Origin of the sequence: Mesorhizobium japonicum MAFF 303099 (assembly GCF_000009625.1) — a bacterium.
Lineage (GTDB): Bacteria > Pseudomonadota > Alphaproteobacteria > Rhizobiales > Rhizobiaceae > Mesorhizobium > Mesorhizobium japonicum.
Genome location: NC_002678.2, coordinates 3,905,426 through 3,921,597 on the forward strand (window position 1 = coordinate 3,905,426; position 16,172 = coordinate 3,921,597).

Here is a 16,172-nt window from a genome sequence, read left to right on the forward strand (position 1 = left end):
ATGGCTGATAGCTTTCAGAGCTTGCCGGCGATGTAGCGTGTCAACGTGGCGCGGGCGCCATTGGCCCACAGCACGTTGAGCGCGTGGCCGAAGGCCTCGACGAATGCCGTGGCGCGGCCGACATCGCCATAGATGTCCTCCATGGCGAGCCAGGCGGCGGGCGCGTCCTTCGCCGCCTTTGCCGTCGCCTGCAGCCGGTCCCAGCTCGGGTCGTTGGGTTCGATGACGGCGCCGCTGTCTGATGTGCCGAAACAGTAGCGGCACCACAGCGCCGATTCCAGCGCCAGGCCGGCGACGCCCTTTCCCGCCTTCAGGCGGTCGGCGATTGTCGGGATGATGAATTTCGGCTGGCGGTTGGAGCCGTCGAGGCAGAGCCGGCGGATGGTGTCGCCGATCTTGGGGTTGGAAAAGCGCTTCTCGATGAGCTGGTAATAATCCTCCAGCACCGTGTCCGGCACCGGCGGCACCGTCGGGATGATCTCGTCGTGCTCGAGCTTGTCGAGAAAGCCGCGCACCAGCGGCTCCTGCATCGCCTCATGAACGAAATGGATGTCCATCAGCCCGGCCGGATAGGCGATCGTGGCATGGCCGCCATTGAGGATGCGGATCTTCATCAACTCGTAGGGCGCGACATCCCTGACGAACTGTACACCGACCTTTTCCAGCGGCGGACGGCCATCGGTGAAATGGTCTTCCAGCACCCATTGCCGGAACGGCTCGCAGAACACCGGCCAGGCATCCTCGACGCCGAAATCCTTGGCCAGTATGCCGCGCTCGCGGTCTGTGGTGGCCGGCGTAATGCGGTCCACCATGCCGTTTGGAAAGGCGACGTTGCTGCTCACCCAACCGGCCAAATCCTCATCGATCAGCCGCGCCAGACCAATGACGCCATCCGAGGTGACATGGCCGTTGTGGGGAATGTTGTCGCAGGACATCACGGTAAACGGCACGGTGCCTTCGTCGCGCCGGCGCAGCAGTCCTGCCAGGATGATGCCAAACACTGTCTTTGGGGTGGCGCCCGGTTGGGCGTCGGCGACGATATCCGGATGGGCTGGGTTGAACTTGCCCGACGCCGGGTCGATGAAATAGCCGCCTTCGGTGATGGTCAGCGAAACGATCTTGATCGCCGGGTCGGCCAACCGGTCGATGATGCCGGCCGCATCGCCAGGCATCAGGAAATCGATCATCGCGCCGGTGACACGGGCGCTCATATGGCCTTCATCCTGCTCGACAACCGTGGTCAGCCAGTCCTGCTCTTCGAGCTTGCCGCGACCGATCTTCTCGCCCTCGAACACGCCTGCGCCGACCAGCGCCCAGTCATGGCCGACACCTGAATTGAACAGATCGTCGAGGTAGACCGCCTGGTGCGAGCGATGGAAATTGCCGACGCCGAAATGCACGATGCCGGCCTTGAGCTTCGAGCGGTCGTATTTCGGACCGGCAACATTGCCGGGCAGGCTGGAGAGGTTTGAAGACGAGAGTTTCACGGTCATCTGTTTTACCCTTTGGCCGGCTTCGGCCTCGTTACTCCGCCTCTCCCCGTCCTCTCGGGAGAGGGTAAGGGACGGCATATGCCTTGCGAGGCCGATGCGGCCTCAGATATCGACCTCTGCTCCTCGCGGAGGGACGAGAAGCAGAGGCCGCCCCCTCAACTCATCCACTGGCCGCCATCGACATTGTAGGTCTGGGCGACGATGTATTCGGCCTCATCGCTGGCCAGGAAGACGGCCATGCCGGCGAGGTCCTCCGGCTTGCCCATGCGGCCGTAGGGCACCCCTTCGCCGACAAGCCGCTTCTTCTCGCCCTTCGGCCGGTTCTCGTATTTGGCGAACAGGGCATCGACCTGGTCCCACATGTCGCTGTCCACGACTCCGGGCGCGATACCGTTGACGTTGATGCGGTGCTTGATCAGGTCGAGCCCCGCCGACTGGGTCAGCGAAATGACGGCGGCCTTGGTCGCGCAGTAGACGCCGACCAGCGGCTCGCCGCGCCGTCCGGCCTGGCTCGCCATGTTGATGATCCTGCCGCCCTTGCCCCGCGCGATCATCGAGCGGGCCGCCGCCTGCAGCATGAACAGCGTGCCGGCGACATTGACCGAGAACAGTTTTTCATAGCTCGCCCGCGAGATCTCGACGATCGGCGCCAGGTCGAACAGAGCGGCGTTGTTGATCAATATGTCGAGGCCGCCGGTCCTCGTCTCCACCGCTTTCACCGCGGCGTCGATAGAGGCCTGATCCGTGACATCGAGTTTGACCGCATAGGCCTTGTCGCCGATATCTGCCGCCGTTTTTTGCGCGGCCTCGAGATTGATATCGGCAATGGCAACGATAGCGCCTTCGCGCGCATAGGCTTCGGCGAAGGCCTTGCCGATGCCACGCGCCGATCCGGTGATCAGCGCCGATTTGCCTTTCAGCCTCACGTCGCCATCGCCTTGCCGTCAGGGCCGAAGCTGTGCAGCTTGGCCTTGTCGGGCGTGAGGTAGATGGTATCGCCATGATGCACGGCCAGTTCGCCATCGGCACGCACCGTCAGCGGACCGACGCCGTCGGCCTGGACATGCAGGAAGGTGTCGGAGCCCAGATGCTCGGCAACGCCGACAGTGGCCTTCCATTCGCCCGCCGTGGTCGAAATCTGCATATGCTCGGGGCGGATGCCGATGGTCTTGGCGCCATATTTGGCGGCCGGCGCGCCTTCGACCAGGTTCATCTTCGGCGAGCCGATGAAGCCGGCGACGAACAGATTGCGCGGCGTCTTGTAGAGCTCCATCGGCGAGCCGACCTGCTCGATGTTGCCGGCATTCAGCACGACGATCTTGTCGGCCATGGTCATGGCCTCGACCTGGTCGTGGGTGACGTAGATCATCGTCGTCTTGAGCTGGTGGTGCAGTTCGCTGATCTCCAGCCGCATCGTGCCGCGGAGCGCCGCGTCGAGGTTGGACAGCGGCTCGTCGAACAAGAAGGCCGAGGGCTGGCGCACGATGGCGCGGCCGATGGCGACGCGTTGGCGCTGGCCACCGGAGAGCTGGCCGGGCCGGCGTTCGAGATAATTGGTGAGGTTCAAGACGCGCGCCGCGTCCTTCACCTTCTTGTCGATGGTCGCCTGGTCCTCGCCCGCCATCTTCAGCGGGAAGGCGATGTTCTTGGCCACCGTCATATGCGGGTAGAGCGCATAGGACTGGAACACCATGGCAAGTTTGCGCTTGGCCGGCGCCTCGCCGGTGACGTCGCGGCCGTCGATGTTGATGGTGCCGCCGCTGGTGTCCTCCAGCCCGGCGATCAGCCGCAGCAGCGTGGACTTGCCGCAACCCGACGGCCCGACGAAGACGACGAACTCGCCATTCTCGATCACCAGGTCGATGCCCGGAATGATGACCGTCGACCCGAAGGACTTGGAGACGTTCTTGAGCGTGATGTTTCCCATGGTTTCCTCCCCGAGGGGTTATTGTCCGACGTTCTTGAGCGTCACGTTAGGTCACGGCTTACTTACTTCACGGCGCCAAAGGTCAGGCCGCGCACCAGCTGCTTCTGGCTGAACCAGCCCATGATCAGGATCGGCGCGATCGCCAGCGTCGAGGCCGCCGAAAGCTTGGCCCAGAACAGGCCTTGCGGACTTGAGAACGAGCTGATGAAGGCGGTCAGCGGCGCTGCTTCCGTGGTGGTCAGGCGGATCGTCCAGAACGCCTCGTTCCAGGCCAGGATGATGTTCAACAGCATGGTCGAGGCGATGCCGGGCACCGCCATCGGCGTCAGCACATAGATGATCTCGTTCCACAGCGACGCACCGTCCATGCGCGCCGCTTCCAGGATCTCGCCGGGGATTTCGCGGAAATAGGTGTAGAGCATCCACACCACGATCGGCAGGTTGATCAGCATCAGCATGACCATCAGGCCGATGCGGCTGTCGAGCAGCCCGAAATCGCGGAAGATCAGGTAGATCGGGAACAGCACGGCGACCGCCGGCATCATCTTGGTGGACAGCATCCACATCAGGATGTCCTTGGTCCGCTTGGTCGGGGAGAACGCCATCGACCATGCCGCCGGAATGGCGACAAGCAGGGCCAGGATCGTCGAGCCGACCGAGAGCAGCACCGAGTTGAAGAAGAACTTGAAGTAGCCGCTCTGCGCCTGAACCTCGGAATAGCTCTCGAACGTCCCCGATGGGATCAGGTTGAAGCCCTGGATCGCCTCCTGCTCCGACTTGAACGAGGTGATGATCGTATAGAGGATCGGGAAGAAGATCAGCAGCGCGACGATCCAGGCGGCAACGGTCGCGATTGTCTTGTGCTGGGTGGTGACTGCACGTGCCATCTCAATCCTCCCTTACTTGTCCAGGTTCTTGCCGACGGCGCGCATGGCGAAGAAGGCAACGATGTTGGCGAGAATGACGGCGATCACACCGCCTGCGGATGCCTGGCCGATTTTGAACTCCAGCAGCGCCTTCTGGTAGACGAGGAAAGGCAGGTTGGTGGAGGCGTATCCAGGGCCACCATTGGTGGTGACGAGGATTTCGGCATAGACCGACAAGAGGAAGATCGTCTGGATCAGGATGACGACGGTGATGGCGCGCGACATGTGCGGCAGCGTCAGATAGATGAAGCGGCTGATGAAGCCGGCGCCGTCCATCTCGGCGGCCTCCTTCTGCTCACCGTCGAGCGACTGCAGCGCGGTCAACAGGATCAGCGTCGCGAAAGGCAGCCACTGCCAGGCGACGATGATGATGATCGCCGTCATCGGATGTTGCCCGAACCAGTCGATCGGTTGCGCCCCGAAGAAGCGCGCTATGTCGGCGAACACCCCGTATTGCGGATGCATGATCATGTTCTTCCAGACCAATGCGGCCACCGGCGGCATGACGAAGAACGGCGAGATGACGAGGATGCGCACGATCCCTTGTCCCCACATCGGCTGGTCGATCAGCAGTGCCAGCAGGATGCCGCCGATCACTGTGATCAACAGCACGCTGATCACCAGGACAAGCGTGTTGAGGATCGACTGCAGGAAAGCCGGGTTGGACCAGAACAGCGCGTAATTCGAGAAGCCGACGAACCCGTCGTGGATCGGATTGAGCGGGTTGTACTGTTGGAAGGAGAACCACAGCGTGAGCGCCAGTGGAATAACCATCCAGACCAGCAGCAGCACGACGGATGGCGCCATCATGAAACGGGCAAGCGAACGGGTCTGCTGAGTAGCCATGACGGTCACCCTTCAATGGTCAGACTGAATTTTCAGAGGCGTTGAAGGCGGCCGCCCGAGCTGGGAACTCGGGCGGCCGTTGCCGGTCGAGGAGGCAACCGGCATTCGGCACCGGGAGGAGCCTTACTTGATATACCCGCCTTCGGTCATCGCCGCGGTGGCGGCGTCCTGGGCCTGCTTCAGCGCGTCGTCGACGCTCGACTGGCCGGCAAGAGCCGCCGAGAAGAGCTGGCCGACCGTGGTGCCAAGACCCTGGAATTCAGGGATGGCTACGAACTGGACACCGACATAAGGCACCGGCTTGACGGTCGGATGCGTCGGGTCGGCGGCGTTGATGGAGTCCAGCGTCATCTTGGCGAACGGAGCCGCCTTCTGGTACTCGGCATTGGCGTAGAGCGAGGAGCGCGTACCCGGAGGAACGTTGGCCCAGCCTTCCTTCGAAGCGACGAGTTCGGCATAGTGCTTGCTGGTCGCCCACGACACGAACTTCTCGGCGGCGTCGGCCTTCTTGGTGCCGGCCGGGACGGCGAGCGACCATGCCCACAGCCAGTTGCCGCGCTTGCCCAGGCCATTGTCGGGCGCCAGCGCGTAGCCGACCTTGTCGGCGACCTTGGATGCCTTGGGATCGGAGACGAAGGACGCCGCGACGGTGGCGTCGATCCACATGCCGCACTTGCCCTGCTGGAACAGCGCCAGGTTTTCGTTGAAGCCGTTCGAGGACGCGCCCTCGGGGCCGTCGGCCTTCATCAGGTCGACATAGAACTGCAAGGTCTTCTTCCACTCGGGCTGGTCGAATTGCGGCTTCCAGTTCTCGTCGAACCAGCGGGCGCCGAAGGAGTTCGACATGGCGGTCAGGAAGGCCATGTTCTCGCCCCAGCCGGCCTTGCCGCGCAGGCACACGCCGTTCACGCCGTTGGCGCGGTCGGTCATCTTGTCAGCGGCCTGCTTGATGAAGTCCCAGGTCGGCGCGTCGGGCATCTTCAGTCCGGCTTTCTCCATCAGGTCCTTGCGGTACATGACGAAGGAGCTTTCGCCGTAGAAGGGCGCGGCATAGAGCTTGCCGTCGACCGAAAGGCCGCCAGCGATGGCCGGGATGATGTCCTTGGCGTCATAGTCGTCGCCAAGCTTGTCGAGCGGCAGCAGCCAGCTCTGCTTGGCCCAGATCGGAACCTCGTAGGTGCCGATGGTCATCACGTCATACTGGCCGCCCTTGGTGGCGATGTCGGTGGTGACGCGCTCGCGCAGCACGTTCTCTTCAAGAGTGACCCAGTTGAGCTGGATGTCGGGGTTGGCCTTGGTGAAGTCCTCGGTCAGCTTCTGCATGCGGACCATATCGCCATTGTTGACCGTGGCGATGGTGATGGATTCGGCATGTGCGGCAAAAGCGAGAGCGCTGGCCGACAACAAGCCCAGGGTGAGCGTGCGCAGTTTCATCAAATTCCTCCCATGAACCAAGATGAGCATTTGCCTTGGCTGTGAGCAATTACTCACTTACCGTGAAATATGTCAAGCCGGATTCGATGCTGCAGCGCAGCACCGGACCCGCCGATGGACGGACGACGAGAGCCGCATCCGCGCCCGATATCAGGCGGCGGGACAGGAAGGCCTGGAGGATTGGATCGGGAGAAAAACGCCTCTCAGCAGGCGATCTCGGCCAGCAGCCAGTCGCGGAAGGCGCGGATCTTCGGCACGTTGCGGCGCGCCTCGGGATAGACCAGCCAGTAGGCGTGGCCGTCGTCGCCGACCAGGTCGAAAGGCTGGATCAGGCGGCCGTCGGCAAGTTCCGCCTTGAACAGCGCCCGGGTCAGGATCGCCACGCCATGGCCTGCGATGGCCGCATTGGCCTCATAGGCCTGCGCGCCCATGCTGCTGCCGGGCCGCTTGGCAAGATCATGCGCATGCACGCCGGCCATCTCGAACCACTGCGTCCACCAGATATCGCCCGGATCGAGGATCGGCAGCCGCAACAGGTCGGCCGGCTCCTTGACGCCGCCGATGCTCGCCGCGAGCTTCGGGCTCAGCATCGGCGTGAAATCGGCGTCGAGCAGCTTGTGGGCCTCCAGCCCCGGCCATTTGCCGCTGCCCGAGCGGATGGCGAGATCGACATCCTCGCGGGCGAAATCCGTCAGCCGGCTCGATGTTTCGAGCCGCACGGCAAGCGCGGGATGAGCCATCTGGAACGAGCCCAGATGATGCGCCAGCCAGTTCGAGGCAAAGGTCAGCACGGTGGTGACGCACAGCAGCCCGTCCGCGCCGCCCCGCGCGGCGGCATAGGCCTGGCTAAGAATGGCAAAGGCCTCGCTGACCGCCGGCGCCAGCCTTTGGCCGGCTTCGGTCAGCTCGATCTGCCGCGGCCGGCGCAGGAACAGCGGTGCCCCGACGCGCTCTTCCAGCACCTTGATCTGATAGCTGACGGCGGCCTGTGTCATGGCGAGTTCCACGGCGGCCTTGGTGAAGGAAAGCTGCCGCGACACCGCTTCGAACACCCGGATCGCCTGCAGCGGCGGCAGTTGCGAAACCTGCGGTGAGCTCAGATCCGGCATAAAGGCTCCTTATGGGTCCTTATCGACGTTCGATTGGCAAAGCCGGCCGGCAGGACCGACATTCAGTGTCAACCCGTCATTCGGGTCCAGGATAGCGAAGGTTGACGATCATGACCATGGCGCAGCAAAAATGCACTCCCGCTCCGGATCATCGCTGGATTTCGTGGCTTACAGACGGATTCGGCTGGTTCGCGATCAGAAGAAAGGCGCATCTCGACATCAGGGACCTGTCGCCGCATCTGCAGCGCGACCTCGGTCTCCTCGATGGCAACGATCCTTTCGGGCGGCATAAATAGACTTGTTGGCTTTATCGCCAGGCGCCGCGGCCGTAGCCGGCAGGCGCCGCCGCGTTCCCGGTCAGATGCTGGCCAGCAAAGCGGTAGCCGTCCGTTCGTCGGTGATGAGACCATTGACCAGCCGGCGATTCACGGCCGCCAGGATGCCCGGCAGCTTGCGCTCGCCCATGGCGAGCGCAATGACAAGCGATTTCTCGCGCGACGGCAGCGATGCCGACGACACCCGGTCGTTGGTGATGCCCTCGATCATGCGGCCTTCCCGGTCGAAAACCCAGCCGACGATCTCGGCGATGCCGCCAGCTTTTTGCAGGGCCTTCAACTCGCTTTCGGAAATGAAGCCGTCCTCGTAGAGCGGGGCCTTCGGGCCGAGGTCGCCGATGCCGATGAAGGTGACATCGGCTTCCGCCGCAAGCGCCAGCGTCGGCTGGATCATCGGCTGGTTGAGCAGCATCTCGCGCTCCTGCGGCGAGGAGGCGATGACCGGAAGCGGCATCGGGAAGGAGCGCGCCTTGACCCGGTCGGCCATGGTGAAGATGACGTTGTAGAAGGCGGCCGAGCCGTCCGGCGAAATGTTGCCGGTCAAGGACACCACCTTGTGCTGCGGGCATTCCATCGGCGGCAATTGCTCGATCGCCGCCTTCAGCGTGCGCCCTGTGCCGATGCCCATGACGATCGGCGTCGGCGAGCGCAGCCTCCGCTCGATCTCGGCCGCCGCCGCCTCGGCAATGCCGATGGTGGTGGAGGATGAATTCGGGTCACTCGGCACCACCTCGACCAGGTCGAGCGCGAAACGCGATTTCAGCCGGGCGGCAAGGTCCAGGCAGTTGGCGATCGGATGGTCGACACGGACCTTGATCAAGCCTTCCGACACCGCCAGCGACACCAGTCGCTGCGCCGTCTGCCGCGAGATGCCGAGCGTGGCGGCGATCTGGTCCTGTGTGTTGCCGGCGACATAATAAAGCCAGCCGGCGCGCGCCGCGTCGTCCAGCCTGTTGCTGCCGCCATCTTGTCGGGTATTCACGTCCTGCCTCCGAAACCGCTGCTCACAGGAGCGGTCCGCCCTCAGTCTCGCAGGGAACGGCTTCCTGCGCAATTGTCAATCTCAAGGGCAATTGTTTGCGCCTGCGCGGCCGGGATTTTCCTGCTGGCAATCTCCGGCCGGAGAAGGCGGAGCGGCTTCGCTTCCAGTCGCGGGCATCTTCTGTGATCCCGACGGTTTATCTCCCGGCGCAAACCCTTTAAGGGGATCGCAAAAGGAGCGCTGCATGACACCGAAGGCGGTTTTCTGGGACATGGACGGTACGCTGGTCGACAGCGAGCCGTTGCACGAAGCAGCCCTCGTGGCGGCGATGCGCAATGTCGGCCTCAAGCCGCCCGCCGACCTGCATGAGCGCGTGCTCGGCGTCGCCGCCTGGCCGGTCTACGAAATGATGCGCGACGAGTTCGGCCTCGATCTTCCCTTCGACGACTGGATCATGCGCAAATACGAGCACTATCTGCCGCTGGTGGAGGGGCTGAAACCGCGTCCTGGCGCTATAGAAGTCTTCAATGAATTGCGCGCGCTTGGCGTGCAGCAAGCGGTGGTCTCGAATTCAGACCGGATGATCGTCGACGCCAATCTGCGCATGGTCGGCCTCTTTTATCCAGGCATGAAAACGATCAGCCGCAACGACGTGCGTGATGGCAAGCCGCACGCCGAACCTTTCCTGCGCGCCGCGTACCTGGCCGATGTCGATCCCGCGCACGCCGTGGCGGTCGACGACAGCTGGCCGGGCGCCATGGCGGGTCTGGCGGCGGGCATGAAGACGATCTTCTGGCCGGAAAAGCCGATGGAAGGCCCGCCTGGCGCCATCGTCATCAACAGCGCCGAGGAATTGCGGGCTCAGCTCGGGCTCTAATTCCGGTAGATCGGCTCTTCCTCGTCGAGGATCGCCTTCAACTCGGCGAGATGGCGTTCGGCCTGGCCGGGATAGTCGTCCATTTCGCTCGCCGTCTTCTCGGCAATCGCATCGGACAGCGTGCGCAGCGGCCGGCCGGTCCACAGCGCCTTGATGTAGGTCTCGGCGGCGCGCTCGAAATAGAACATGCGGTTGAAGGCATCGGCGACGGTGTCGCCGATCACCAGCACGCCGTGATTGCCCATCACCATGACCTTGACCTTGGGATCGGTGAGAAGCTGCGAGCAGCGCTCGCCCTCTTCCTCGAAGGCCAGCCCGCCGTAGTGCGCGTCGACGACATGACGGTTGAAGAACATCGCCGAATTCTGGTCGATCGGCGGCAATGTCGAGTCGGCCAGCGAGGCCAGTACCGTGGCATGGATCGAATGGACATGCATGACGCAACGCGCATGCGGCACATTGCGATGGATGGCGCCGTGCAGGCCCCAGGCCGTCGGGTCGGGCGCGTTGGGGCCCGACAGCGTGTTCGGATCGTTGGCGTCGATCATCAACAGGTCGCTCGCCTTGATGCGCGAGAAATGCACCTGGTTGGGGTTCATCAGGAACTGCGTGCCGTCCTCGTTGACCGCCAGCGAGAAATGGTTGGCCACCGCCTCGTGCATGTTGAGCCGCGCCGTCCAGCGAAACGCACAGGCGAGATCGACGCGCTCTTCGTAGAAGGGCAGGTTGGTCCGCGTTTCCTTCTGCAGGCGGGCGATGCTCATCGAAAATCCTCCGGTTTTGGCAAGAATGCCGCGACCGACGGCTGCCCGCAACGGGTTTTGGTTGGTGCAGAGGGAACGGATGCCTGTCAGGCCGCCGTGCTGGTGGCGGTGCCAACCCTCAGCCCGCCATGCTCGACGATGAAATCGATGACCTCCCGCAAGCCCTTGCCGCGCGACAGATCGGTGAAGCCGAAAGGCCGCTTGCCGCGCATGCGGGCGGCGTCGCTCTCCATCACGTCGAGGTTGACGTTCACATAGGGCGCCAGATCGCTTTTGTTGATGATCAGGAAATCCGAGCGGGTGATCGCCGGCCCGCCCTTGCGCGGGATTTCCTCGCCCTGGCAGACCGAGATGACATAGAGCGTCAGATCCGCGAGGTCCGGCGAGAAGGTAGCGGCAAGATTGTCGCCGCCGGATTCGATGAAGATGATGTCGAGATCGGGGAATTTCCGGTTGAGCTCGGCAATCGCCTGCAGATTGATCGAGGCGTCCTCGCGAATGGCGGTGTGCGGGCAGCCGCCGGTCTCGACGCCGACGATGCGGTCCTCCGGCAGCGCCTGCAACCGGGCCAGCATCATGGCGTCTTCCCTTGTGTAGATGTCGTTGGTGACAACGGCGATGGAGAATTCGTCGCGCAGCGCCTTGCAGAGTTTTTCGGTGAGCGTCGTCTTGCCGGAGCCGACAGGGCCGCCAATACCGATGCGAAGGGGACCGTTGGCTTGGGTCATGTCGGGAACTCCATGATGGCAAGGATTGCGAAGCCGAGCCCGATCAACAGGCACAGCGGCGAATAGTAACGCACGTCGAGCCGCGCGAAAGGCTGTTCGGGCGCCAGCTGCCGCCACCATGGCGTGAAGCCGGCAACGCCGCGCCCCAGGAACACCAGCCCGATGAGCAGCGAGCTTGCGGCAAGGCCCTCCCTGGGGAAGGGCGAGGCAAAGAAGCCGATGAGCGCCAGCGGCCAGAGCGTCGCCAGGCCAAGACAGGCGGCAACGGCGAAACTGGCGAAGGGCGTCGGCATTTCGTCGACGCCGCGAAAGCCGACCACGGCGCGGGCGCAAGAGGCGCCGTCCGTACCCGGCCAGATGCCGCCAATGCCCCAATAGACATGCAGCGCCGTGATCAGCAGCAGGACGAATGAGAGGACAAAGGCGAGGACGATCATGAGCGGAACAGCCGCGAATACTGGGTTTCGTGCTTCATCGCCACGACGTCCGAGACGAAGGCGCAGCCGCCGAGATCGTCCAATGTCGAACGGGACGCGCGGTCGGCGGTTGAGAGCGCCAACGGCTCGAAGCCGGCCAGCAGCGTGGTGGCCTCGCTCTGGCCAACGACACCGAGCCTGATCGCCGCCTGGACGAGGTTGGAGAAGAAGGCTTGCAGGAAGGCGGACAGCGCATCCTGCAGGGCAATGCCGTTGCCGCCGGCAATGGCGCCGACGGTGACGCAATAAGCGCATTCGGCCGGCAGGCGCGCCAGCACCGGATTGGGCCAGGCGGCGGCGGCTTTCAGGAAGGCCGCGCCTTGGAGCATGGTCTCGGCGTGGCGCTCCCGCGAGCCGGCGAGCGCCTCGGCCAATGCGGCCACTTCGTCGAGATCGCCGGCGTTGCGGGCGCGGCGCCAGCTTTCGCAAAACAGCACGGCATCGTTCCAGCCCGAGCCCATCTTGACCAGCGTTTCCAGCCAGTTGGCCAGGCTTGTGGCATCGGCAACCAGCCCGTCATGCACCGCGCACTCGAGACCGTGGCTGTAGGCAAAGCCGCCGACCGGGAAGGCCGGCGACAGCCACGCCATAAGCCGCAGCAGGGCGATGCTCGAAGGCTGGTCAGTCATGGTCGTGGTGATGATGGTCGTCGTGGGAATGGCTGTGCGAATGGGAATGCGATTCGCCGTGCGCGTGAGAATGCGCTTCCGCATGGCTGTGCGCATGCGCGTGCCCGTGATCATGCCCGCCGGAATAGGCGCCGCGCACCGGCTTGAACGGCTCGGAGACCTCGCGCACCGTGGCGCCGAGCCCCTCCAGCATCGCCTTGATGACGTGGTCGCGCAGGATGACGATGCGATCCGCCTCGATGCCCGCCGCGAGATGGCGGTTGCCGATATGCCAAGCCAGTTCGGTCAGATGCACGCCGTCGCGGGCGCGGATGTCGTAGACCTCTTCCGGCGCCGCGATGATCTCGACATGGCGGCCATCCTCCAGCACCAGCCGGTCGCCATCGTTCAGGGCGACGGGTTCGGGCAGGTCGACCAGCACCTTGCTGCCGTCGGTCAGTTCGACGGCGCGGCGGCGCAGATGCCGCTCGTCATGCGCAAGCACAGCCTTTGCAAACGCGGGCGCCGCGCCCGCCTCGCCGGCGGCCAGCACCGAGACGGCGCGCGGGAATTTGGTGAAGTCGGTGTTGAGGTTGAGTTTCATTTCATGGAGCCTCCGTTGGCCTGCGCCCGCGCACGGGCTGGACGCGAAAGCACCCGGTCGAAATAGGCGTTGACGCGGTCGGATTCGATCGGAAATTTTCCGGCGCGCGCCCAGCCGCCCATGTCGCCGAGCAGCACGTCGACAGCGGAAAACCGGTCACCCAGCGCAAACGGCTTGTCGCCGAGCCGGCGGTCCAGCGCTTTGGCTTCCGACGCGAAATCGTAGGCCGCCGCCGGGCCGACATCGACGCGTACTTCCTTCGGCAGCAGGAAGCGGTGGCGCAATTTGTTCCACAGCGGCGCCTCGAATTCGCTCTGGGCAAAATGCATCCAGGAATCCATCTCGGCACGGCCGGCGACTCCGGGGCTGGCGCCCATGCCTTTGTCGGCGTGCTTGTCGGCGAGATAGACGCAGATCGCCGCCGAATCCGTCACAGTGAGTTCGCCGTCGATCAGGACCGGCACCTTGCCCGACGGGTTGAGCGCATAGGCTTCCGGCGAGCGCAGTTTGACCTCGACGAATTCATAGGGCTGCTCGAGCTCCTCGAGCATCCAGAGAACGCGGCTGACCCGGGATCCCCGTGATCCGACGGCCTTATACATGGTTGAACCCTGCCTTTTCCTGGACTCTAGACCATCCGCTACAGTCATACGATCGTGTCGAAGAGCCGCAGGATGAACGATATCTGGTAGATCAGTGCCGCCGCGACAAAGGCGATGTGGAAGCGGCGGTCGCGCACCAGGATCGCGGCGATGCACAGTGCCACGAAGACCGGCGTGCGGAACAGATATTCGTTGCCGAAGCGGGCGAAATGCTCGGGCCCTTTCAGCAGCGTATCGATGACATCGAGCAGATAGGTCGCCGCCAGCAGGCCGAAGAACCAGGCGCGGCGCGAATAGAAGAAATCCTCGTAGCTGGTGTAGTCCAGCATCGAATCCGGAAACAGCAGCGCGCACAGCAGGAACAGCGTGATCGCGTAGAAAATGATGAACAGGTATTTGCCGAAGGTCCAGGTCTCGATGGCGTAGAGCCCGAACTCCCACCACCAGAAATGCACTAGCATCAACAGCACCGAGGCGACCCAGGCCAGATGCACGGGATAGAGCCGGTACTGGCCGGGATGCTGGACGATGCGCGCCACCCCCGACAGCAGGCGGGCAACACCAAGCCCGATCACCATGCCCATGACGATGCGGATATGCGGGAAGACGTCGTGGGGAGAGGCGATTTCGGTGGCCATGCCTGATCACGATGGGTTTCTGCTCGACCGCATATTGCGGCCTACGCATACCAGCCGCAACGGAATTTGGCCGGCCGACTCAGAACAGGAAATACCTTTGCGCCATCGGCAGCACGGTCGCCGGCTCGCAGGTCAGCAATTCGCCGTCGGCGCGGACCTCGTAGGTTTCCGGGTCGACCTCGACATGCGGCGTGGCGTCGTTGAGCACCATGGAATGCTTGCCGATGCCGCCACGGGTGTTTTCCACGGCGACGAATTGCTTTTCGACGCCAAGCCGGCCATGCAGGCCCGACTCGAGGGCGGCTTTCGAAACGAAGGTCACCGATGAGTTGGTCCTGGCCTTGCCATAGGCGCCGAACATCGGCCGGTAGTGCATCGGCTGCGGCGTCGGGATCGAGGCGTTCGGGTCGCCCATCGGGGCGGCGGCGATCATCCCGCCGACCAGCACCATGTCCGGCTTCACGCCGAAAAAGGCCGGGTTCCACAGCACCAGGTCGGCGCGTTTGCCGACGGCGATCGAGCCGATGTCTTTCGACAGTCCATGCGCGATGGCCGGGTTGATCGTGTATTTGGCGATGTAGCGGCGAACGCGGAAATTGTCGTTGTCGCCGGTTTCCTGCGGCAGCGCGCCGCGCTGGCGCTTCATCTTGTCGGCGGTCTGCCAGGTGCGGATCGCCACCTCGCCGACCCGGCCCATGGCTTGTGAGTCCGACGAGATGATCGAGAAGGCGCCGATGTCGTGCAGGATATCCTCGGCGGCGATCGTCTCCTTGCGGATGCGGCTCTCGGCAAAGGCGATGTCCTCGGGGATCGACGGCGACAGATGATGGCAGACCATCAGCATGTCGAGATGCTCGGCCAGCGTGTTGACCGTGTAGGGCCGTGTCGGATTGGTCGAAGACGGGATGACGTTGGGCAGGCCGCAAACCTTGATGATGTCGGGCGCGTGGCCGCCGCCGGCGCCTTCGGTATGGAAGGCGTGGATGGTGCGGCCCTTGATCGCCGCTACCGTGTTTTCGACGAAGCCGGATTCGTTCAGCGTGTCGGTATGGATCATCACCTGCACGTCGTAATCGTCGGCCACCGACAGGCAGCAGTCGATCGCCGCCGGCGTCGTGCCCCAATCCTCATGCAGCTTCAGCGAGCAGGCGCCGCCCAGCACCATTTCTTCCAGCGCCGCCGGCAGCGAGGCATTGCCCTTGCCCGACAGGCCGATATTCATCGGAAAGGCGTCGAAGGACTGGATCATGCGCGCCATGTGCCACGGCCCCGGCGTGCAGGTGGTGGCCAGCGTGCCGTGCGCCGGGCCGGTGCCGCCGCCCAGCATTGTGGTGATGCCGCTCATCAGCGCTTCCTCGATCTGCTGCGGGCAGATGAAGTGGATATGCGCGTCGAAGCCGCCGGCGGTCAGGATCTTGCCCTCGCCGGCGATAATCTCGGTGCCCGGGCCGATAATGATGGTGACGCCATCCTGCGTATCCGGATTGCCGGCCTTGCCGATTGCCGCGATGCGGCCGTCCTTGAGGCCGATATCGGCCTTGAAGATGCCGGCGCCGGCATCGACCACCAGCGCATTGGTGATGACGGTGTCGACCGCGCCCTGGGCGCGGGAAACCTGGCTCTGGCCCATGCCGTCGCGGATCACCTTGCCGCCGCCGAATTTCACCTCCTCGCCGTGGATGGTGAGGTCCTTTTCAACCTCGATGAAGAGTTCGGTGTCGGCCAGCCTGACCTTGTCGCCAACAGTCGGCCCATACATCTGGGCGTAGGCGGCACGCGAGATTCTGGCCATCAGCGATTGCTCCCGAAATGCGGTGTGGTTG

18 protein-coding genes are annotated in these 16,172 nt (G+C 63.8%); 2 read left to right on the top strand and 16 right to left on the bottom strand.

Annotated features, from left to right (window positions below; translation table 11 throughout):
* Positions 1 to 14: 14 nt before the first annotated feature.
* From MAFF_RS20195 to gcvA, 7 genes are all read right to left on the bottom strand, one after another.
* Entirely contained in the window at positions 15 to 1,493 is a 1,479-nt protein-coding gene (locus MAFF_RS20195) for a mannitol dehydrogenase family protein (RefSeq protein ID WP_010912806.1), read from the bottom strand.
* Positions 1,494 to 1,648: 155 nt separating this feature from the next.
* On the bottom strand, positions 1,649 to 2,419 hold the full coding sequence (locus tag MAFF_RS20200) for an L-iditol 2-dehydrogenase (RefSeq protein WP_010912807.1): 771 nt from the start codon (positions 2,417 to 2,419) through the stop codon (positions 1,649 to 1,651).
* Entirely contained in the window at positions 2,416 to 3,420 is a 1,005-nt protein-coding gene (locus tag MAFF_RS20205) for an ABC transporter ATP-binding protein (RefSeq protein ID WP_010912808.1), read from the bottom strand. The genes MAFF_RS20200 and MAFF_RS20205 overlap by 4 nt, the downstream gene beginning before the upstream one ends.
* Positions 3,421 to 3,482: 62 nt before the next feature.
* Positions 3,483 to 4,307: a carbohydrate ABC transporter permease gene (locus tag MAFF_RS20210; RefSeq protein WP_010912809.1), complete on the bottom strand. Its 825-nt coding sequence runs from the start codon at positions 4,305 to 4,307 to the stop codon at positions 3,483 to 3,485.
* A 12-nt stretch (positions 4,308 to 4,319) separates the two neighbouring features.
* A complete protein-coding gene (locus MAFF_RS20215) occupies positions 4,320 to 5,192 on the bottom strand; it encodes a carbohydrate ABC transporter permease (RefSeq protein WP_032932545.1) in 873 nt (290 codons plus the stop codon).
* 123 nt (positions 5,193 to 5,315) lie between these two features.
* Positions 5,316 to 6,626, bottom strand: coding sequence for an ABC transporter substrate-binding protein (locus MAFF_RS20220; RefSeq protein ID WP_010912811.1), 1,311 nt, complete (start codon positions 6,624 to 6,626; stop codon positions 5,316 to 5,318).
* Positions 6,627 to 6,829: 203 nt separating this feature from the next.
* Positions 6,830 to 7,735 carry a transcriptional regulator GcvA gene (gene gcvA, locus MAFF_RS20225; RefSeq protein WP_010912812.1) on the bottom strand — a complete coding sequence of 302 codons (906 nt, stop codon included), beginning with the start codon at positions 7,733 to 7,735 and terminating at the stop codon, positions 6,830 to 6,832.
* A gap of 110 nt (positions 7,736 to 7,845) precedes the next feature.
* Between gcvA and MAFF_RS20230 the strand changes: the two genes are divergently transcribed.
* Positions 7,846 to 8,031, top strand: a complete 186-nt coding sequence (locus MAFF_RS20230) for a hypothetical protein (protein WP_010912813.1) — start codon at positions 7,846 to 7,848, stop codon at positions 8,029 to 8,031.
* 61 nt (positions 8,032 to 8,092) lie between these two features.
* Here MAFF_RS20230 and MAFF_RS20235 read toward each other — a convergent pair whose 3' ends face one another.
* A complete protein-coding gene (locus MAFF_RS20235; RefSeq protein ID WP_010912814.1) occupies positions 8,093 to 9,052 on the bottom strand; it encodes a sugar-binding transcriptional regulator in 960 nt (319 codons plus the stop codon).
* 244 nt (positions 9,053 to 9,296) lie between these two features.
* On the opposite strand from MAFF_RS20235, the gene MAFF_RS20240 reads away from it, so the two are divergent.
* Complete coding sequence (locus MAFF_RS20240; protein ID WP_010912815.1) at positions 9,297 to 9,929, top strand: HAD family hydrolase; 633 nt, start codon at positions 9,297 to 9,299, stop codon at positions 9,927 to 9,929.
* On the opposite strand, the gene MAFF_RS20245 is transcribed toward MAFF_RS20240, so the two are convergent.
* The 8 genes from MAFF_RS20245 to ureC form a co-directional block, all read right to left on the bottom strand.
* On the bottom strand, positions 9,926 to 10,693 hold the full coding sequence (locus MAFF_RS20245; protein ID WP_044548688.1) for a class II aldolase and adducin N-terminal domain-containing protein: 768 nt from the start codon (positions 10,691 to 10,693) through the stop codon (positions 9,926 to 9,928). The two genes, MAFF_RS20240 and MAFF_RS20245, sit on opposite strands and share 4 nt — an antisense overlap.
* A gap of 86 nt (positions 10,694 to 10,779) precedes the next feature.
* Entirely contained in the window at positions 10,780 to 11,421 is a 642-nt protein-coding gene (gene ureG / locus MAFF_RS20250; protein WP_010912817.1) for an urease accessory protein UreG, read from the bottom strand.
* Complete coding sequence (locus MAFF_RS20255; protein WP_010912818.1) at positions 11,418 to 11,858, bottom strand: DUF3995 domain-containing protein; 441 nt, start codon at positions 11,856 to 11,858, stop codon at positions 11,418 to 11,420. The genes ureG and MAFF_RS20255 overlap by 4 nt, the downstream gene beginning before the upstream one ends.
* Positions 11,855 to 12,526: an urease accessory protein UreF gene (locus MAFF_RS20260; RefSeq protein ID WP_010912819.1), complete on the bottom strand. Its 672-nt coding sequence runs from the start codon at positions 12,524 to 12,526 to the stop codon at positions 11,855 to 11,857. Before MAFF_RS20260 ends, MAFF_RS20255 begins: the two co-directional genes overlap by 4 nt.
* The gene (gene ureE / locus MAFF_RS20265; RefSeq protein WP_010912820.1) at positions 12,519 to 13,109 is read right to left on the bottom strand and encodes an urease accessory protein UreE; all 591 of its coding nucleotides are present in this window, start codon (positions 13,107 to 13,109) and stop codon (positions 12,519 to 12,521) included. The genes MAFF_RS20260 and ureE overlap by 8 nt, the downstream gene beginning before the upstream one ends.
* Positions 13,106 to 13,711, bottom strand: a complete 606-nt coding sequence (locus MAFF_RS20270; protein ID WP_010912821.1) for a glutathione S-transferase family protein — start codon at positions 13,709 to 13,711, stop codon at positions 13,106 to 13,108. Before MAFF_RS20270 ends, ureE begins: the two co-directional genes overlap by 4 nt.
* A 44-nt stretch (positions 13,712 to 13,755) precedes the next feature.
* Positions 13,756 to 14,349 carry a hypothetical protein gene (locus MAFF_RS20275; RefSeq protein WP_010912822.1) on the bottom strand — a complete coding sequence of 198 codons (594 nt, stop codon included), beginning with the start codon at positions 14,347 to 14,349 and terminating at the stop codon, positions 13,756 to 13,758.
* 79 nt (positions 14,350 to 14,428) lie between these two features.
* Positions 14,429 to 16,141, bottom strand: a complete 1,713-nt coding sequence (ureC, locus tag MAFF_RS20280; RefSeq protein ID WP_010912823.1) for an urease subunit alpha — start codon at positions 16,139 to 16,141, stop codon at positions 14,429 to 14,431.
* Positions 16,142 to 16,172 lie beyond the last annotated feature (31 nt).

Bases quoted from the DNA above. Each gene is read 5' to 3' on its own strand.
- MAFF_RS20275 (WP_010912822.1), bottom strand. From the start codon at position 14,349: ATGGCCACCGAAATCGCCTCTCCCCACGACGTCTTCCCGCATATCCGC.
- MAFF_RS20255 (WP_010912818.1), bottom strand. From the start codon at position 11,858: ATGATCGTCCTCGCCTTTGTCCTCTCATTCGTCCTGCTGCTGATCACG.
- MAFF_RS20230 (WP_010912813.1), top strand. From the start codon at position 7,846: ATGACCATGGCGCAGCAAAAATGCACTCCCGCTCCGGATCATCGCTGG.
- MAFF_RS20215 (WP_032932545.1), bottom strand. From the start codon at position 5,192: ATGGCTACTCAGCAGACCCGTTCGCTTGCCCGTTTCATGATGGCGCCA.
- ureE (WP_010912820.1), bottom strand. From the start codon at position 13,109: ATGAAACTCAACCTCAACACCGACTTCACCAAATTCCCGCGCGCCGTC.
- MAFF_RS20220 (WP_010912811.1), bottom strand. From the start codon at position 6,626: ATGAAACTGCGCACGCTCACCCTGGGCTTGTTGTCGGCCAGCGCTCTC.
- MAFF_RS20240 (WP_010912815.1), top strand. From the start codon at position 9,297: ATGACACCGAAGGCGGTTTTCTGGGACATGGACGGTACGCTGGTCGAC.
- ureC (WP_010912823.1), bottom strand. From the start codon at position 16,141: ATGGCCAGAATCTCGCGTGCCGCCTACGCCCAGATGTATGGGCCGACT.
- MAFF_RS20245 (WP_044548688.1), bottom strand. From the start codon at position 10,693: ATGAGCATCGCCCGCCTGCAGAAGGAAACGCGGACCAACCTGCCCTTC.
- MAFF_RS20205 (WP_010912808.1), bottom strand. From the start codon at position 3,420: ATGGGAAACATCACGCTCAAGAACGTCTCCAAGTCCTTCGGGTCGACG.
- gcvA (WP_010912812.1), bottom strand. From the start codon at position 7,735: ATGCCGGATCTGAGCTCACCGCAGGTTTCGCAACTGCCGCCGCTGCAG.
- MAFF_RS20260 (WP_010912819.1), bottom strand. From the start codon at position 12,526: ATGACTGACCAGCCTTCGAGCATCGCCCTGCTGCGGCTTATGGCGTGG.
- MAFF_RS20270 (WP_010912821.1), bottom strand. From the start codon at position 13,711: ATGTATAAGGCCGTCGGATCACGGGGATCCCGGGTCAGCCGCGTTCTC.
- MAFF_RS20195 (WP_010912806.1), bottom strand. From the start codon at position 1,493: ATGACCGTGAAACTCTCGTCTTCAAACCTCTCCAGCCTGCCCGGCAAT.
- MAFF_RS20210 (WP_010912809.1), bottom strand. From the start codon at position 4,307: ATGGCACGTGCAGTCACCACCCAGCACAAGACAATCGCGACCGTTGCC.
- ureG (WP_010912817.1), bottom strand. From the start codon at position 11,421: ATGACCCAAGCCAACGGTCCCCTTCGCATCGGTATTGGCGGCCCTGTC.